The organism is Streptomyces sp. NPDC048516, from assembly GCF_043199875.1.
Taxonomy (GTDB): Bacteria; Actinomycetota; Actinomycetes; order Streptomycetales; family Streptomycetaceae; genus Streptomyces.
In genome coordinates this window covers 97,471-114,105 of the sequence record NZ_JBICWS010000012.1, presented here as the reverse complement: position 1 = coordinate 114,105, position 16,635 = coordinate 97,471, and the positions used below count along the sequence as shown (strand labels likewise).

The 16,635-nt window shown below is 72.6% G+C and carries 8 protein-coding genes; 3 read left to right on the top strand and 5 right to left on the bottom strand.

Annotated features, from left to right (window positions below):
• Positions 1-35: 35 nt before the first annotated feature.
• Together ACGFR7_RS23815 and ACGFR7_RS23810 are read right to left on the bottom strand one after the other, a co-directional pair.
• Positions 36-8,345, bottom strand: a complete 8,310-nt coding sequence (locus ACGFR7_RS23815; protein ID WP_393322646.1) for an amino acid adenylation domain-containing protein — start codon at positions 8,343-8,345, stop codon at positions 36-38.
• Between the two features lie 361 nt (positions 8,346-8,706).
• Entirely contained in the window at positions 8,707-9,546 is an 840-nt protein-coding gene (locus ACGFR7_RS23810; protein WP_393322643.1) for a (2Fe-2S)-binding protein, read from the bottom strand.
• A 183-nt stretch (positions 9,547-9,729) separates the two neighbouring features.
• Between ACGFR7_RS23810 and ACGFR7_RS23805 the strand changes: the two genes are divergently transcribed.
• Entirely contained in the window at positions 9,730-10,428 is a 699-nt protein-coding gene (locus ACGFR7_RS23805) for a GntR family transcriptional regulator (RefSeq protein WP_393322640.1), read from the top strand.
• A gap of 40 nt (positions 10,429-10,468) precedes the next feature.
• Here ACGFR7_RS23805 and ACGFR7_RS23800 read toward each other — a convergent pair whose 3' ends face one another.
• From ACGFR7_RS23800 to ACGFR7_RS23790, 3 genes are all read right to left on the bottom strand, one after another.
• On the bottom strand, positions 10,469-11,344 hold the full coding sequence (locus tag ACGFR7_RS23800) for a hypothetical protein (RefSeq protein WP_393322637.1): 876 nt from the start codon (positions 11,342-11,344) through the stop codon (positions 10,469-10,471).
• A 427-nt stretch (positions 11,345-11,771) separates the two neighbouring features.
• Complete coding sequence (locus tag ACGFR7_RS23795; protein WP_393322634.1) at positions 11,772-12,518, bottom strand: hypothetical protein; 747 nt, start codon at positions 12,516-12,518, stop codon at positions 11,772-11,774.
• A gap of 619 nt (positions 12,519-13,137) precedes the next feature.
• Positions 13,138-14,880, bottom strand: a complete 1,743-nt coding sequence (locus tag ACGFR7_RS23790; protein ID WP_393322631.1) for a PucR family transcriptional regulator — start codon at positions 14,878-14,880, stop codon at positions 13,138-13,140.
• 275 nt (positions 14,881-15,155) lie between these two features.
• Between ACGFR7_RS23790 and ACGFR7_RS23785 the strand changes: the two genes are divergently transcribed.
• Both ACGFR7_RS23785 and ACGFR7_RS23780 read left to right on the top strand, forming a co-directional pair.
• The gene (locus tag ACGFR7_RS23785; RefSeq protein ID WP_393322628.1) at positions 15,156-16,043 is read left to right on the top strand and encodes an FAD binding domain-containing protein; all 888 of its coding nucleotides are present in this window, start codon (positions 15,156-15,158) and stop codon (positions 16,041-16,043) included.
• Entirely contained in the window at positions 16,034-16,633 is a 600-nt protein-coding gene (locus ACGFR7_RS23780) for a (2Fe-2S)-binding protein (RefSeq protein ID WP_393322625.1), read from the top strand. The genes ACGFR7_RS23785 and ACGFR7_RS23780 overlap by 10 nt, the downstream gene beginning before the upstream one ends.
• Positions 16,634-16,635: the final 2 nt, after the last annotated feature.

The window sequence follows — 16,635 nt, the reverse complement described above, 5'->3', positions numbered from 1 at the left end:
TTGGAACGGAATACGAGCGGTGCGGGAAGGAGAGGTCAGGAGCTGCGCATACGGCGGAGCGAGGGCCGGGCCCGGCGGGCCGTGCCGAGCTCGTCGGCCAGCCCGGCAACGGTCGGCTTCTCGAAGACCGTCCGGACCGGCAGTTCGGCACCCAGCGCCGTCCGCACCCGGCTGATCAGCCGGGTCACCAGCAGCGAGTGGCCGCCCAGCTGGAAGAAGCTGTCGTCGATGCTCACCGAGGCCACCCCCAGCAGCTCCCCGAAGATCCCGCACAGGGTCTCCTCCTGCGGAGTGCGCGGGGCCCGGCCGTCGGCAGACCCGGTCGGCTGCTCCGGGGCGGGCAGGGCCTTGCGGTCCACCTTTCCGTTCGGCGTCAGCGGCCACTCCTGAAGGACCACGACCGCCGACGGCACCATGTACGCGGGCAGTTTCCCGGCGCACCGCCCGAGCAGTTCCTCGACCAGCCGCGCCGCGGCGGACGCGTCGCCAGGACCTTCGACATAGGCCACGATCCGCGGCTCACCGGGACGGTCCGTACGCACCAGCGCCATCGCCCGGGCGACCTGCGGATGGTCCGCGAGCACGGTCTCGATTTCGCCGAGTTCGATGCGGAAGCCGCGGATTTTGATTTGGTTGTCGGTGCGGCCGAGGTATTCGAGGGTGTGGTGGGTGGTCCAGCGGGCGAGGTCGCCGGTGCGGTAGAGGCGGGTGCCGGGTGGGCCGTAGGGGTTGGCGATGAAGCGTTGGGCGGTGAGGTCGGGGCGGTTGTGGTAGCCGCGGGCGAGGGCGGGGCCGGTGGTGTAGAGCTCGCCGGGGACGCCGGGGGGCGTGGGGCGGAGTGTGGGGTCGAGGAGGTAGAGGTGGGTGTTGGTGATGGGGGTGCCCAGGGGTGGGGTGATGGTTCCGGTTAGGGGTGGGCTCATGGTGGTGCAGATGGTGGTTTCGGTGGGTCCGTAGGCGTTGATCATGCGTCGGCCGGTGGACCAGCGGCCGGTTTGTTCGGGTGGGCAGGCTTCGCCGGCGACGATGAGGGTCATGTCGGTGGGGAGGCTGTGGTCGGGGAGGGTGGTGAGGATGGCTGGGGGGAGGGTGGCGTGGGTGATGCGTTGTTGGTGGAGGAGGGTGGTGAGTTCGTCTCCGGTCAGGCGGGTGGGGGGTGCCATGACGAGGGTGGCGCCGTGGGTGAGGGCCATGATGATTTCCCAGGTGGCGGCGTCGAAGCTGAGGGAGGCGAATTGGAGGGTGCGGGAGGTGGGTGTGAGGGCGAGGTGTTGGGTTTGTGCGGTGGCGAGTGAGGCGATGCCGGTGTGGGTGACGAGGACGCCTTTGGGGCGGCCGGTGGAGCCGGAGGTGTAGATGAGGTAGGCGGGGTGGCGCAGGTCGAGGGGGGCGTGTCGTTCGTTGTTGCTGATCGGCCCGTCGGGCAGGTGCCGGCCGGCGGCGCTGAAGTCCCCGTTGCCCTCGCCGTTGCTCTCGCCCTCGCCGTTGCTCTCGTCGTTGGGGTGGTCGAGCAGGATGCGGGGGTGGCCGGTGTCGGGGAGGTTGACCGCGGCGGTGGTGAGGATGCAGACCGGGTTGGCGTCGGTGAGCATGTAGGTGATGCGGTCGGTGGGGTAGTCGGGGTCGATGGGGAGGTAGGCTCCGCCGGCTTTGTGGATGGCGAGGGCGGCGGTGACCATGTCGGCGGAGCGGGGCATGGCCAGTGCCACGAGGCGTTCGGGTCCGACTCCGTGGGTGAGCAGGAGTCGGGCGAGTTGGTTGGCGCGGCGGTCGAGTTCGCCGTAGGTGAGGACGGTGTCCTCGTAGACCACGGCCTCGGCGTGCGGGGTGCGGGCGGCGTGCGCCTCGAACAGCTCCGGCATCGTCAGCGCAGGAACCGACCGCCCCGTGGCATTACGTTCGACGAGCAGTTCCCGCCGCTCCTCCTCGGCAAGGATCTCGGCACTGCCCACCGTGCGGTCCGGATCGGCCACGATGGTCCGCAGCATCCGCATCAGTCGCCCGGCCAGGGCCTCGGCGCTGATGTGCTCGAAGAGGTCCGTGGCGTAGGTGAGTTCACCGGTGAGGCCGGCCGGCTCGCCGGCCGCCGTGTGCTGCTCGGTCAGGCCGAAGACCAGCTCGGACTTGGCGGCCGGGACGCCGACCGGCTCGGGCCGGACCTGGAGGCCAGGCAGGTCCGGAGTGATGGCGGTGCCGTCCTCCAGGTTCAACGAGACCTGGAAGAGCGGCGTGTGCGAGAGCACCCGGGTGACCTGTGCGGCTTCCACGGCACGCTCGAACGGGGTGTCCTGGTGGGCGTAGGCGGCCAGGTCGGTTTCGCGGACCCGGGCCAGGAGCTGGCGGAAGGTGGGGTCGCCGGAGACGTCGGTGCGCAGGACGAGGGTGTTGACGAAGAAGCCGACGAGGTCGTCCAGGGCTTCGTCGGTACGGCCGGCCACGGCGGTGCCGATGGGGATGTCGGTGCCCGCGCCCATACGGGACAGCAGGGCCGCCACCGCCGAGTGCAGCACCATGAACAGCGTGGCGCCCGAGCCCTGGGCGAAGGACAGCAATGAGCGGTGCAGCTCGGCGTCGATGTTCAGCTCCACCGTGGCGCCGCGGTGGCTCGCGACGGCGGGGCGGGGCCGGTCCAGTGGCAGTTCCAGCAGTTCCGGAGCGCCGCTGAGTTCCTTGCGCCAGAAGTCGAGCTGCTGGGACAGGATGCTGCCGGGGTCGTTCTCGTCGCCCAGCATGTCGCGTTGCCACAGGGCGTAGTCGGCGTACTGCACCGGCAGCGGTTCCCAGGCCGGCGCCCGGCCGTCGAGGCGGGCGGTGTAGGCGTCCGACAGGTCGCGGGAGAGCGGCCCCATGGACCAGCCGTCGCTGGCGATGTGGTGCAGCAGGATGAGCAGGACGTGCCGGTCTTCGGCGACCTTGAAGAGGGTGAGCTTGAGGGGTACTCCGGCGGTCAGGTCGAAGCCGTAGGAGGCGGCGTCGGCCAGTGCCGTGTCCAGTTGCCGGGGTCCGTCCAGCTCGGTGAACTCCATTACGGGGCGGGCCTGTTTACCGCTGAGGACCACCTGGCACGGCTCGCCGGCCTCCTCGGTGAAGCGGGTGCGCAGCGCCTCGTGCCGCTCCACCACGTCGGCCAGCGCCGCATCCAGCGCCGCACGGTCCAGAGCACCGGTCAGCCGTACCGCGACGGGCACGTTGTACGTCGGGCTGGGTCCCGCCAACTGGTGCAGGAACCACAGCCGTTGCTGTGCGGGGGACAGCGGCAGCCGCGCCGGACGCCCGCCCGCCACCAGCGGCGGACGGGCCGTGCCCGCGTCGGCCAGGTGCGCGGCGAGTTCGGCGACGGTCGGTGCCTCGAACACCGCCCGGATCGGCAGCTCCGCTCCCAGCGTCCGGCGCAGCCCGGCGATCAGCCGGGTCACCAGCAGCGAATGCCCGCCCAGCGCGAAGAAGTTGTCGTCCACGCCCACCCGTGGCAGGCCCAGTATCTCCGCGAACGCGCCGCACAGGATCTCCTCGTGCGCGGTGCGCGGCGCACGCCCCGAAACGCCCGCCGCGACGCCGTAGTCGGGCGTGGGCAGCGCCTTGCGGTCCAGTTTGCGGTTCACCGTGAGCGGGAGCTCTTCGAGCAGCACGAAGACCGCGGGCACCATGTAGTCGGGCAGTTGCCCGGCCGCGTAGCGGCGCAGCTCGGCGGAGTCCACGCTCTGCCCGGGAGCGGGGACGGCGTAGCCGACCAGGCGTTTGTCGCCGGGCTGGTCCTCGCGGACGATCACGGCCACCTGTGCCAGCTTCGGGTGCGCCCCGATGACACCCTCGATCTCGCCCAGCTCGATACGGAAGCCGCGCAGCTTGACCTGGTCGTCGACGCGCGCGACGAACTCCATCTGGCCGTCCGCCCGCCACCTGGCCAGGTCCCCCGAGCGGTACATCCGGCTGCCCGGCGGGCCGTAGGGGTTGGCGACGAAGCGGCCCGAGGTCAGGTCCGGGCGCCGGTGGTAGCCGCGCGTCACCAGGTCACCGGCGATGTACACCTCGCCGGTGCTGCCGGTGGGCACCGGCTGCAGCCGGGCGTCCAGCACGAACATCTGGGTGTTCCAGATCGGCCGGCCGATGGTGACCACGCCCGCCGGGACACTCTCGCCCGGCTCGATGCGGTACTCCGAGCAGCCGACGGTGGTCTCCGTCGGGCCGTACTCGTTGATGACGGTGGCACCGGGGTGCCGGCTCCGCCACTCGTCCAGGACCTCGCCCATCAGCGACTCGCCGCCGAGCACCAGTTGCTCCTTGGGCGAGTACTGCCCGGGCAGTTCGATGAGCAGCGGCAGATGGCTGGGGGTGGCCTTGACGAAGGCGGGCTGCGGCCGTCCGTCCGCCGCTTGGGTCCGGCCGTCCAGTTCGACCAGTTCGACGCAGCCGCCGGAGGTCAGGGGCGCGAACAGGCCGGTGGCGGTGAGGTCGAAGGCGACCGGTGAGTGCACCAGGGCCCGTCCGGCCACACCCGGGTACGCCGTGCGGGTCCAGCTCAGGTAGGCGTCCAGCGAGCGGTGCTGCACGGTGACGCCCTTGGGGCGGCCGGTCGACCCGGAGGTGAAGATGACGAAGGCCGCGTTGTCCGCCAGCAGCGGCGCGTTGCGGTCGGCGTCGGTGAGGTTCGTGGAGTCCTGCGCGGCCAGTTCCGCGGCGACCTCGGGGTCGTCCAGGCGCAACGACGGGCACGGCGCGGGGACGTGGTCGAGCACGCCCCGGGCCGTGACGGCCAGCACGGGCGCCACGTCCTCCAGCATGAAGCCGAGCCGGTCCGCGGGGTAGGACGGGTCCAGCGGCAGATAGGCGCCACCGGACTTGACGATGGCCAGAAGGGTCACCACCAGGTCCACCGAGCGGGGCAGCGCCACCGCGACATAGCGCTCCGGACCGACACCGCGCCGCACCAGGAGCCGGGCCTGGCGGTTGGCGCGCTCGTTGAGCTCTGCGTAGGTCAGGCCGGTGTTCTCGTGGACGACCGCGAGGGCGTCGGGCACCCGCCGTGCCTGCTCCTCGATGAGGACGGGCAGTGTCTTGCCCGAGACCTCGTGCGGAGGGCCCTGCCACTCCTCCAGCGCCTGCCGCCGCTCCCGCTCCGTCAGGATGTCCAACTGGACCACCGGTGCGTCCGGTCGGTCGGTGGACTCGCCCAGCAGCCGCACCAGACGGGCGGTCAGCGCCTCGACGGTGGCCCGGTCGAACAGGTCGGTGGAGTACTCCAGAGAGGCGTCGATGCCCGCGGGTGTGCCGTCCCGCGCCGTCTTCTCCTTGGTGTGGAAGGAGAGGTCGAACTGCGCGACCCCCTTTGCCACGTCCTGCGCCACCGCCTCAAGGCCGGGCAGCGCCATGCTCTCCTCAGGAGTGTTCTGCGAGGTCAGCATGGTCTGGAAGAGGGGGGCGTGGGACAGCGACCGGGCCGGGTTGACCGCCTCGACGACTCGCTCGAACGGAAGGTCCTGGTGGGCGTAGGCGGCCAGGTCGGTTTCGCGGACCCGGGCCAGGAGCTGGCGGAAGGTGGGGTCGCCGGAGACGTCGGTGCGCAGGACGAGGGTGTTGACGAAGAAGCCGACGAGGTCGTCCAGGGCTTCGTCGGTACGGCCGGCCACGGCGGTGCCGATCGGGATGTCGGTACCCGCGCCCAGACGGGAGAGCAGGGCCGCGAGACCGGCCTGCAGCACCATGAACACCGTGACATCGCACTCGCGCGCCAGCTCCGCCATACGGGAGTGAAGTGCGGCGTCGAAGGTGAAGTGGGTGAGGGCGCCGCGGTAGCCGGCGACGGACGGGCGAGGCCGGTCCAGCGGCAGTTCCAGCAGCTCCGGAGTGCCGCTCAATGCCTGCTCCCAGAAGGCCAGTTGCCTGGCCGCGGTGCTGTCCGGGTCGCTCTCGTCCCCCAGCATCTCGCGCTGCCACAGGGTGTAGTCCGCGTACTGCACCGGCAGCGGCTCCCAGGCAGGGGCGCGGTCGTCGGCGCGGGCGGTGTAGGCGGTGGACAGGTCGCGGGTGAGCGGGTCGCGGGACCAGCCGTCGGTGATGATGTGGTGCACCACCAGGAGCAGGACGTGCTCGCGCTCGCCGAGCCGGTAGAGGGCGGCCTTCAGCGGCACTCCCGCGGTGAGGTCGAAGCCGTGCCCGGCCTGCTCGGCCAGCGCCCGCTGAAGCTGTCCGGCTCCGTCCGGTTCGAAGAACTCGACGGCCGGGGCGGCCTGTTCGGCGTCCAGGATCACCTGGTGGGGTTCGCCGTCGTGCTCGGCGAAGCAGGTGCGCAGCGCCTCGTGCCGCGCCGTCACATCGCCCAGCGCCGCCTCCAGGGCGGTGCGGTCCAGCTCGCCGCTCAGCCGGACGGCGATCGGGATGTTGTAGGCCGGGCCGGGGCCCTCCAACTGGTGGAGGAACCACAGGCGCTGCTGGGCGGGGGAGAGCGGGATCCGGTCCGGGCGCCGGGCCGGCGCCAGGGCGGCGCGTGCCGCGTCGGCGCCGGCCAGCCGCTCCGCCAGCCCGGCGACCGTCGGTGCCTCGAACACCGCGCTCATCGGCAGCTCGGCGTCCATGGCCGCGCGGATCCGGCTGGTCAGCCGGTTGGCCAGCAGCGAGTGACCGCCCAGGTCAAAGAAGTTGTCCTCGACGCCGACCGAATCCAGGCCCAGCACCTCGGCGGCCAGCCGGCACAAAATCTCCTCCGTCGCGGTGCGCGGGGCGCTGCCGGCGCCGGTGCGGTACTCGGGGGCGGGCAGCGCCTTGCGGTCCACCTTCGCGTTCGGCGTCAGCGGCCACTCCTCGATGACGACGAAGGCCGACGGCACCATGTACCACGGCACGGTCTTCGCGGCATGGGCCCGCAGCGTCGCGGCGTCCGGCTCGGCGGTGCCCTCCGCGGTGCTCACATACGCCACGATCCGCTGGTCGCCGGGGCGGTCCTCACGGACCAGCACCACGGCGCGCGAGACCTGCGGGTGCTGCGTCAGTACGGCCTCGATCTCGCCCGGCTCGACGCGGAAACCGCGGACCTTGACCTGGTGGTCGGCGCGGCCGCGGAACACCAGCTGCCCGTCCTGAGACCACCGGGCCAGGTCACCGGAGCGGTACATCCGCTCGCCGGGCGCCCCGAACGGGTCGGCGACGAACCGCTCGCCGGACAGTGCGGGCTGCCTGAAGTAGCCGCGAGCCAGCCCGGGGCCCGCGATGTAGAGCTCGCCGGTGACGCCCGGCGCCACCGGGCGCAGCCGGTCGTCCAGGACGTAGCCGCGCATGTTGTCCATCAGACGGCCCAGCGGCAGCACCCCGTCCGGGGTCGGCCGGCCCGGCTCCAGCCGGAACTGCGCCATGTTGACGGTGATTTCGGACGGGCCGTACACGTTGATGACGGTGGCCCCGGGATGGCGGCGGCGCCACTCGTCCAGCGCGGCGCCCAGCAGCGCCTCACCGCCGAGCATCAGCTCACCGGTGGGCGAGTAGCCGTCCGGGAGGAGATTGAGCATCGGCAGATGGCTCGGGGTGGCCTTCATGAAGGTGCAGGAGACAGTGCCGGCGTGCGCGTCCTCCTCCAGCGCGGCGGCCAGCACCCGCCCGCCGGACACCAGCGGCCCCCACAACTCCGAGACGGTCATGTCGAAGGACACCGGTGAGTGCCACAGCGAGGTGCCGCCCGGCCGCATGCTCGGGTAGTCCTTGCGGGCCCAGGCCAGATAGTCGGCCAGCGCGCGGTGCTCGATCACCACGGCCTTGGGCGTCCCGGTGGAGCCGGAGGTGTACGTGACATACGCCGGGTTGGCCATGCGCAGCGGCCCGGTGCGCTCGGCGTCGGCCAGATCGGTTTCCGGCAGGCCGGGCAGTGCCTCGTCGACCGCCGGGTCGTCCAGCAGCACCAGCCGGTCGGTGAGCCCTTCCGCGGCGGGGGAGTCGGCGGTGGTGAGCAGGCAGACGGGGTCGGAGTGACCGAGCATGTAGGCGATGCGCTCGGCCGGGTAGTCCACGTCCACCGGCAGGTAGGCGGCACCGGTTTTGGTCACCGCCACCAGTGACACGATCTGCTGCAGCGAGCGCGGCATCAGCACGCCGACGACCTGCTCGGGACCGGCGCCGCGCGCTACCAGCAGCCGGGCCAGCCGGTTGGCGCGCTCGTTCAGCTCGCGGTAGCTGAGTGTCCGGCCGCTGAAGGCCGCGGCGGGGGCGTCGGGGGTGCGGCGCACCTGTGCTTCGAACAGCTCGGGCAGCGTCAGGTCGGGGACGGCGGACGGTTCGCCCTGCCACCGCGCCGGGACACCTGCGAACAGCTCCTCCCGGGCACCGGACTCCGCCGCACCCGCAGTCTTCGCACCGCTCATTTTCCGAAACTCCTCGTGGCCCGACGGCGGGCTTGTGCTCTCGACCTGGCGACGTGTCGGGGGCCGTGTGGCTTGGGCAGAACACGCATGACGTTCGTGCGCCGAGGCTATGCAGAGCTGATTTCGCCGCGTTATTGAAGCCATTTCGCGGGTGGGCGGTGGCCGGATATCGGCCAGGGGACCCCCTCCAGCCGGTGCCGGTGCCGGTGCCGGTGCCGGGCAGCGCCTGTACCGACTGACCCCCGCCGCCCCGCCGCCCCGCCGCCCCGCCGCCCGGACGGGAGGAGGCCCTGTCCGGCAGTGCCCCCGGCCCGCGCCGCGCCGTCGGCGTCGGGGTGTCGGCATCGGGGTGGCGCAGCGGTCAAGTGGCCGCCGTGAGGCGCCTGATGCGCTCCTCGTCCCCGGTGCGCGGGCAGGTGACGCAGGTGTCCTCGGGGCGCAGTGTGTAGAACATGCAGCAGCTGGCACGGTCCCGGGTCGCCAGCGACTCGCCGCGTGGCCCGGTCAGTTCGCGGAATCCCGCACCGCCCACGTACGGAGCGGTGGCGCCCGGCAGCAGCAACTCCAGCTCGGCCACCGCGCGCGGCTCCTCGCCCAGCAGATGCCCCAGGTACCACAGGCCCTCCGCGATCTCGTCGGACGCCATGCCCCACAGCGCCCGCGGCCCGCGCCGCATCCGGGTGCGGAAGCCCTCCAGTACGGGCCGCAGATGCTGGGCCACCGCCACCCGTACCTCCGCCCGCAGGGCCTCCTCGTCCGGTACGACCCGGGCGCCGGGCAGCGCCGCGGCGGGGTCGTCCGGGAGGCAGTTGAAGGTGCTGACCCGCACCGCCATCCTGCCCAGCTCGCGCTGGAAGGAGACGTCCTGCACGGGCAGCCGCGGAACCCGGCGGTGCAGGAACCAGGGGACGGTGATCAGCAGGCAGGCGGGCCAGGCGTAGCGGTGCAGGGCGAAGCTCGCGATGACGTCCGGCCGGGCGCGCCGTCCGTAATCCCGCATGATCTGCGCGTCGTCCCAGGCGAGGAAGGCGTCCAGGCTCTCGCCGCCGGCCGCGAGCCCGGCCGCGCACACCCAGCCGTCGCCGCTGGGCGGGGCCGCGTCCCACAGGGTCACCCGCAGGCCGGGGAAGACCGCGGAGAGCCGGGCGTAGGCCTCGGCGACGGGGTGGGCGGCAGACGGGGCGGCGGGGGCACGAGTCATGCGGGAGACCACCGAATCGCGATCGTCAACAGGTAAGGCTTACCTTACCTGAAGGCTTACCCGTGTCCGCTGAGCGCCAGTCCTGGCGGCCCGCACGGCTTCCCGGCGACTTCCGGACAGTTCCCCGGATTTGAACTGGGGCGCGCGCCGCCTATGGTGCTGGAAACGTCAGGAGGAACCGTCATGGAGCAGGGCACAGCGGAACAGGAGCCGTGCGCCGGGGCGTGGGTGCCCGCGCAGGCCGGCCCCGCCGTGCCCCGGCGGCACTCCGTCCGCGGCCAGGTGCTGGCCGCGCTGCGCCATGCGCTGGTCGGCGGGGAGCTGGCCCCGGGCGGGGTCTACTCCGCGCCCGCGCTCGCCGAGCGCTACGGCGTCTCCGCGACCCCGGTCCGGGAGGCCATGCAGCAGCTCGCGGGGGAAGGCGCCGTCGAGGTCGTGCCCAACCGCGGCTTCCGGGTCGCCGAGCGCAGCCCCCGTGACCTCGCCGAGCTGGCCGAGGTCCGGGCGATGCTGGAGGTGCCCGCGGTCGTCCGGCTGGCGCGGGCGCTGCCCCCCGAGCGCTGGGAGGAGCTGCGCCCGCTCGCCGATGCGGGCGTCGCGGCCGCCGCCCGCGGTGACCGGGTCGGCTACGCCGAGGCCGACCATGCCTTCCACGACGCCCTGATGTCGCTCACCGGCAACCGCAGGCTCGCCGAGGTCACCGGTGATCTGCTCCGCCGTGCCCAGTGGCCGCCGGCCGGCGGCCCCCGGAGACGTACGGCCGAGCTGCTGGCCGACGCCTCCGAGCACACGGCGCTGCTCGACGCCCTGGTCGCCCAGGAGTACGCGGTGGCCGAGCGGATCGCCCGCGAGCATGTGTCGGTGGCGCGCCACCCGCACTGAGCGAGTCCGTCGGCGGACCGGCCGGGCATCGCCCGCGCGGCTAGCCGGGCAGCAACTCCTCCAGTGGCAGCGCCGCGACGTCGGCGGCGGGCCGGGAGAGGTAGAGATCGGCGTGGTAGAAGCCGTCGGCTTCCTTGTTCGCGGTGGACAGGTCGCGGGCGGCCAGCGCCTCGAACGCCGCCTGCCGCTCGTTGCCGTCGGCGAAGCGCCGTTGACGGAACGTACGGGTGGTGAGCCTCTCCGTCACCAGGCCGGCCCGGGCCAGCAGGGCGGAGATCGGCCGGTAGGACACCTCACGCAGCACGAAGGCGGCCACCCAGGGCGGTGAGGACACGCAGTCGAAGAGGCGGGCGAAGGTACGGGCGGAGATATAGCCGACGCCGCCGGTGACGGTGATCAGGTCGGTGTCGGCCAGCACCTTCCGCAATTCCGGGCTCGGGTCCTCGACTTCCAGGTTCTCCGCGAAACCGTGGTCGAGCAGACCGACCGCCCGGGCGTAGCCGACCGCGCGGTCCGCCGCGTCGATGCCGGTCACCCGGAGGGGTTCGGTGCGCCGCCGGGTGGCGAAGAACGTGCGGTCCTCTTCCAGGAGTTGGGCGGTGGACGGCAGCGCCTTGCCGTTGACCGCGTAGCGGCCGTAGAGGTCGGCGAGGGAGAGCTGGTGGTTGAGCAGTGCGGCGTTGACCCCGTACGAGCAGCAGAGGTCGACGACGTTCAGCGGCGGGCGGTCGCTGCGGTGCCGCTGCAGGGTCTCGGCCACGGCACGGAACACCGCTTGGCCGTGGTGCGGAATCTGGTAGTCGAGGGGGTTGAGTGTGGTGAAGTACCGACGAGGATCCGGGCAGTTGTAGATCGCCTCGAAATCTGCCTTGCCCCAGTCGCTCGCAGCGGTCGTGTTGGTCACTCCTGCTGTCATGTGGCCTCCTGAAAGGCTGTGCCAGTGGGTGGGGCCGGCTGGTCCCGGACCAGCATCCATACCCCGCTGCCGCCTCACAGTGCGACTTGCGGCCATTCTCGGGGCCTGTGGGGCGTCGTGAGACATCCCTGCCCCGGGCCTTCGGCTCATAGTCCCACCTCAGGGTTCGCCCGTCGCGTTGACGACGGGCCGGTGCCGCAACCACCGCAGCCCGGCCGATCCACCATGGGGACCGCCTGGATCCGGCCAATCGTCGAAGGATCTGGCATGGCTGGTGTTGAGGGGTTGACGGCGACGGAACGAGTGCGGCACGGGCGGCGGATCGAGCAGGGAGGACGGCAGCGAACGACGGCGGCCGCCCCTCCACGGAGAGTGGAGGGCCGGCCGCCGTCCGTGAGCGCGGCGGACCTCCGCCGGGGCGATACGGCTAGGTCGCCGTGACGCCGGTGGACAGATGGTCGGCGAGCCACGTGGGAACGCCGCCCATCAGGCGGAAGAGCCGGGCCGCCTCGGCGCGCAGCCGGGCCGCGTCGGCGTCCGGGGCGGCATCGGCCAGCGCCACGAGGGCCGGCGCCGTGCCGACCAGAAAGCCCAGCTCCTCGCGGATCCGCAGCGACTCGGCGAAACCGTGCCGGGCCTCCGCCAACTCGCCGTCGCGCAGCGCGAGCCCGGCCAGGTGGCGCCAGGTGAAGGACAGCAGCAGGGTGTCGCCGTGCGCGGTGGCACCGGCGTGCGCACGGCGGTAGGCGGCCCGCGCCGCGTCCGGGCTGTCGGCGACGTGCTCGGCCATCAGCCCGCGGCGGAAGTCCAGCAGCGGCCGGCCGGCCGCGGTGGGCGCCAGCAGCGCGGCGGCCCGGCCGAGTGCCGAGCGGGCCTCGTCGGCGCGGTCGCGGACGCCCAGGACCGTGGCGGCGTACGCGAGATGGCCGCGTTCGCAGGCCGCGCCGCCCCGTTCGTCGTCGTCGCCCGCCAGCGCCTCGGCGGCGCGCAGCGCGTCCTCGGCCTCGGGCCAGCCGGCGGCCGTGAACATGCACCGTTCGACCAGCAGCGCGGCGCGGCGCAGCGCGGACGGCGCGTGCCGGACGGAGTGCACCTCCAGCAGGGCGGCCGCATCGTCCCAGCAGCCGCGGGAGCGCAGACGCCAAACGGCACGGTCCAGGGGGCTGTCCCCCACGACCGTGCCGAGTGATCCTGATTCCGGTGCGGATGCCGGTGCCGGTACCGCGAGGGGTACCACCACCGTGGAACCGACCGGATCCGCAGAACTGACCGGGTTCGCAGAACTGACCGGATCCGCAGGACCTTCCGGGTTCGCAGCACCGACCGGAACCGTGGAACCGACCGGGTCCGCAGAACTCACCGGGTCCGCGGAATCCGCGGATTCCGACATGGCGGTATCCGCCACATTGCCCTCCCCGAGCGCGCCATTGAGCTGGAAGTGAAGCAGTGGGCGAATCTCAGCACGGATTCCGCCGCCCGGCCAAGGGGGTGGGTGAATGAATTCACAATCCCCGGGCGGCCGGTCCGGACCGCGGGCGCGGCCCTGATCGGGCACATCGCCGCACCGTGCGGCGGGCCCGGGGCACCACGACGTGCCCCGCGATGACGCCCGATCGAGTTACCCCGAATGGCGTAATCGGGCCCCGCCGGCCGAACCGGCGGGGCCCGATCAGACCGGGGGCGCGGGCAGTCGCTCCGCGGCGCCGTGACGAGGGACGCCGTGACGCGAGCCGGCGCCGTGACGCGAGCCGGCGCCGTGACGCGAGCCGGCACCGTGACGCCGGACCGCGCCCTCAGCTCATCCGCAGCGCCAGGAAGAAGTCGAGCTTGTCCTCCAGGCGGGCCAGATCGCGGCCGGTCAGCTGCTCGATGCGGCCCACCCGGTAGCGGAGGGTGTTGACGTGCAGATGGAGGCGGCTGGCGCAGCGGGTCCAGGAGCCGTCGCAGTCCAAGAACGCCTCCAGGGTGGGGATCAGCTCGGCGCGGTGCTTGCGGTCGTAGTCGCGCAGCGGGTCCAGGAGGCGGGCGGTGAAGGCCCGCCGGACGTCGTCCGGCACGAAGGGCAGCAGCAGGACGTGCGAGGCCAGCTCCTCGTGCCCGGCGGCGCAGACCCGGCCCGGGCGGGCCGCGGCGACCCTGCGGGCGTGCCGGGCCTCCTCCAGGGCGCCGCGCAGCCCCTCCGCGGAGTGGACCGCGGCGCTCACCCCGACCGTCAGCCGCCCGTCGTCCGCCAGGCCGCGGCCGAGCGGCTGCCGGACGACGGACAGCAGCTCACCGGCGTGCAGACCGGCCGCCGAGGGGGCACCGGGCTCGTCCGGGACGGGCAGCGGCACCAGCGCCACCGCCTCGTCGCCGGTGTGTGCCACCGCGATGCGGTCGGAGGGCTCGGGGCCGAACGTGCCGGGATCGACCAGCATTTCCTCCAGCAAGCTCTGCGCCACCGGGCCGCCGGGGACATCGCCGTCCTCCCACTCGACCCTGGCCACCACGATCTGCCAGTGCGGTGCCGTGCCCAGCCCGGGCAGCAGCACCGGGGCCGCCACCCGCAGCCGGGCCGCGATCTCGGCGGGCGGTGCGCCCGTCTGGACGAGTTCCAGGACCTCCTGGGCGAGCCGGCGGCGCACCGTACGGGCGGCATCGCGCCGGTCGCGTTCCACGACGATCAGCTGGGTGACCCCGTGCAGCAGGTCAAGGCGCTCTTCGGACCAGTCTCCGGCGTCCGCCTCGACGGCCAGCAGCCAGTCGCTCAGCAGCGTCCGGCGCAGATCACGGCCCTCGTGGCGGATCGGGAAGAGGGAGAAGGTGGAGCTCGCCGGCCCGTCGCCAGGACGCCGGCCCTCACCGGGCTTCCCCTGGACCTCGTCCGCAGCGGCCCCCGTCGCGGCGCCCCCCTCGATCGTGACGCGGTGCGGGCCCCGGCGGCCCGAACGGGCCGCCGCCAGATGTTCGCCCGCGAGCCGGGCGGCCAGTTCGCCGGAGAGTTCGGGCCCGGAGTCCGCCAGCGTGGAGCCCGCGATCTGCCGGCCCGTGGGGGAGAGCACCCAGGCCCGCAGGTCCAGGTCGGAGCCGAGCAGGTCCAGGACCACCTCGGGACCGCCGCCCGTGGGGCCCGAGGTCATCAGCCGCCGGTGGCGGTCCACCACGGCTGCCAGATCGCCTGCCCGTTCGCTGGAGACCTGGCGGACCACATGCTCGGTGATGGAGGCGAACGAGACGTCCTCGACGACGGAGAACAGCGGCAGCCGGTGGCGGAGGCAGGCCTGGACGAGGTCGTCGGGGACCGAGCCCAGCTCCGCCTCGCCCGCCGCGAGCCCGGCGACCCCCGCGGTGGCCAGGATGCGCACGAACCGTTCGGAGTCCTCCGGTTCGCGGCGCCACGCCAGACCCGTCAGCACCAGTTCGCCACCGGAGAGGTAGCGGCTGGGGTCGCGCAGGTCGGTGGTCATCACGCCGCGTACCGTGCGGTCCAGCTCTTCCTCGCCCCCGAGCAGCCGAAGGCCAAGGGTGTGGGTGTCCAGGAGTGCGCGGAGCCGCATGACCTCGCCCGCCGTTCTTTGCTGTCTGGTGTTGCCGGTGGAATGCCGCGAGGTTTCCGAGCCTCGTCTTTCGTTCGAATCTACAAGACATGTGGTGTGGCCAGCCAACCGCTTCATGGTTTCGGTGACTGCACCGGGCGGGACCCGGGCGCGTTCACTGAACCCATCTTCATGAACAAGACATGAATGAACGACTCCGTGGCGATGCCGGCGCAGCGTCCTCACCATGAGTAGCGAACGACCCGATTTCGTAGAATTCGTAGAAGAGGCCAACGATGGACTTCCTTCGCCCCGCCAGCTGGGAGGAGGCGCTCGCCGCCAAGGCCGAGCACCCTACCGCTGTGCCCATCGCGGGCGGCACGGACGTGATGGTCGAGATCAACTTCGACCACCGCCGCCCCGAGTACCTGCTCGACCTGAACCGCATCGGTGACCTGAGCGAGTGGGAGGTCGGCGAGAAGACCGTACGCCTGGGTGCCTCCGTCCCGTACACGCAGATCATGGAGAACCTGCGGGCCGAACTCCCGGGCCTGGCCCTGGCCTCGCACACGGTGGCCTCCCCGCAGATCCGCAACCGCGGCGGCGTCGGCGGCAACCTCGGCACCGCCTCCCCGGCGGGCGACGCGCACCCCGCGCTGCTCGCGGCCGGCTGCGAGGTCGAGGTGGAATCCGTGCGCGGCCGCCGGATGATCCCGATCGACGACTTCTTCACCGGCGTGAAGCGCAACGCCATGGAGCCGGACGAGCTGATCCGTTCGGTGCATCTGCCCAAGGCGGACGGCCCGCAGCAGTTCTCCAAGGTCGGCACCCGCAACGCCATGGTGATCGCGGTCTGCGCCTTCGGTATCGCGCTGCACCCCGAGACCCGCACGGTGCGCACCGGCATCGGCTCCGCCGCACCCACCCCCGTACGGGCCCGTGAGGCCGAGGACTTCCTCGCCGCGGCGCTGGAGGAGGGTGGCTTCTGGGAGTCGGGCGGGCCCCTCCCGCCCTCCCTCGCCAAGCAGTTCGCCCAGCTCGCCTCCGGCGCCTGCAACCCGATCGACGATGTGCGCGGCAGCGCCAAGTACCGCAGACATGCGGTCGGCATCATGGCGCGCCGCACCCTCGGCTGGACCTGGGAGTCCTACCGGGGCAAGGAGAGGAGCGCACAGTGCGCGTGACATTCACCGTCAACGGCCGCCAGCAGGAGGCCGACGACGTCTGGGAAGGCGAGAGCCTGCTGTACGTCCTCCGTGAGCGGATGGGCCTGCCGGGCTCCAAGAACGCCTGTGAGCAGGGCGAATGCGGGTCCTGCACGGTCCGTCTGGACGGTGTGCCGGTGTGCTCCTGCCTGGTCGCCGCAGGCCAGGTCGAGGGCCGCGACGTGGTGACCGTCGAGGGCCTGGCGGACTTCGCCAGGCAGCGCGCCGAGAGCGGCGGCTGTGCTTCCGGCGCCTGCGGAACGAGCATCGACCAGGCCCAGCAGTGGCAGGCCCGTCCGGCGGATTCGCAGGCCGGCGAGGGAGCCGGACTCTCCCCGATCCAGCAGGCGTTCATCGACGCCGGCGCGGTCCAGTGCGGCTTTTGCACGCCGGGTCTGCTGGTCGCCGCCGATGAGCTGCTGGAGCGCCACGACTCCCCGTCGGACGCCGACATCCGTGAGGCGCTGTCGGGCAACCTGTGCCGCTGCACGGGCTACGAGAAGATCCTCGACGCGGTCCGGCTGGCGGCCGCCCGCGGCGAGCACCGGACCGCCGGACAGGGGGCCTGATC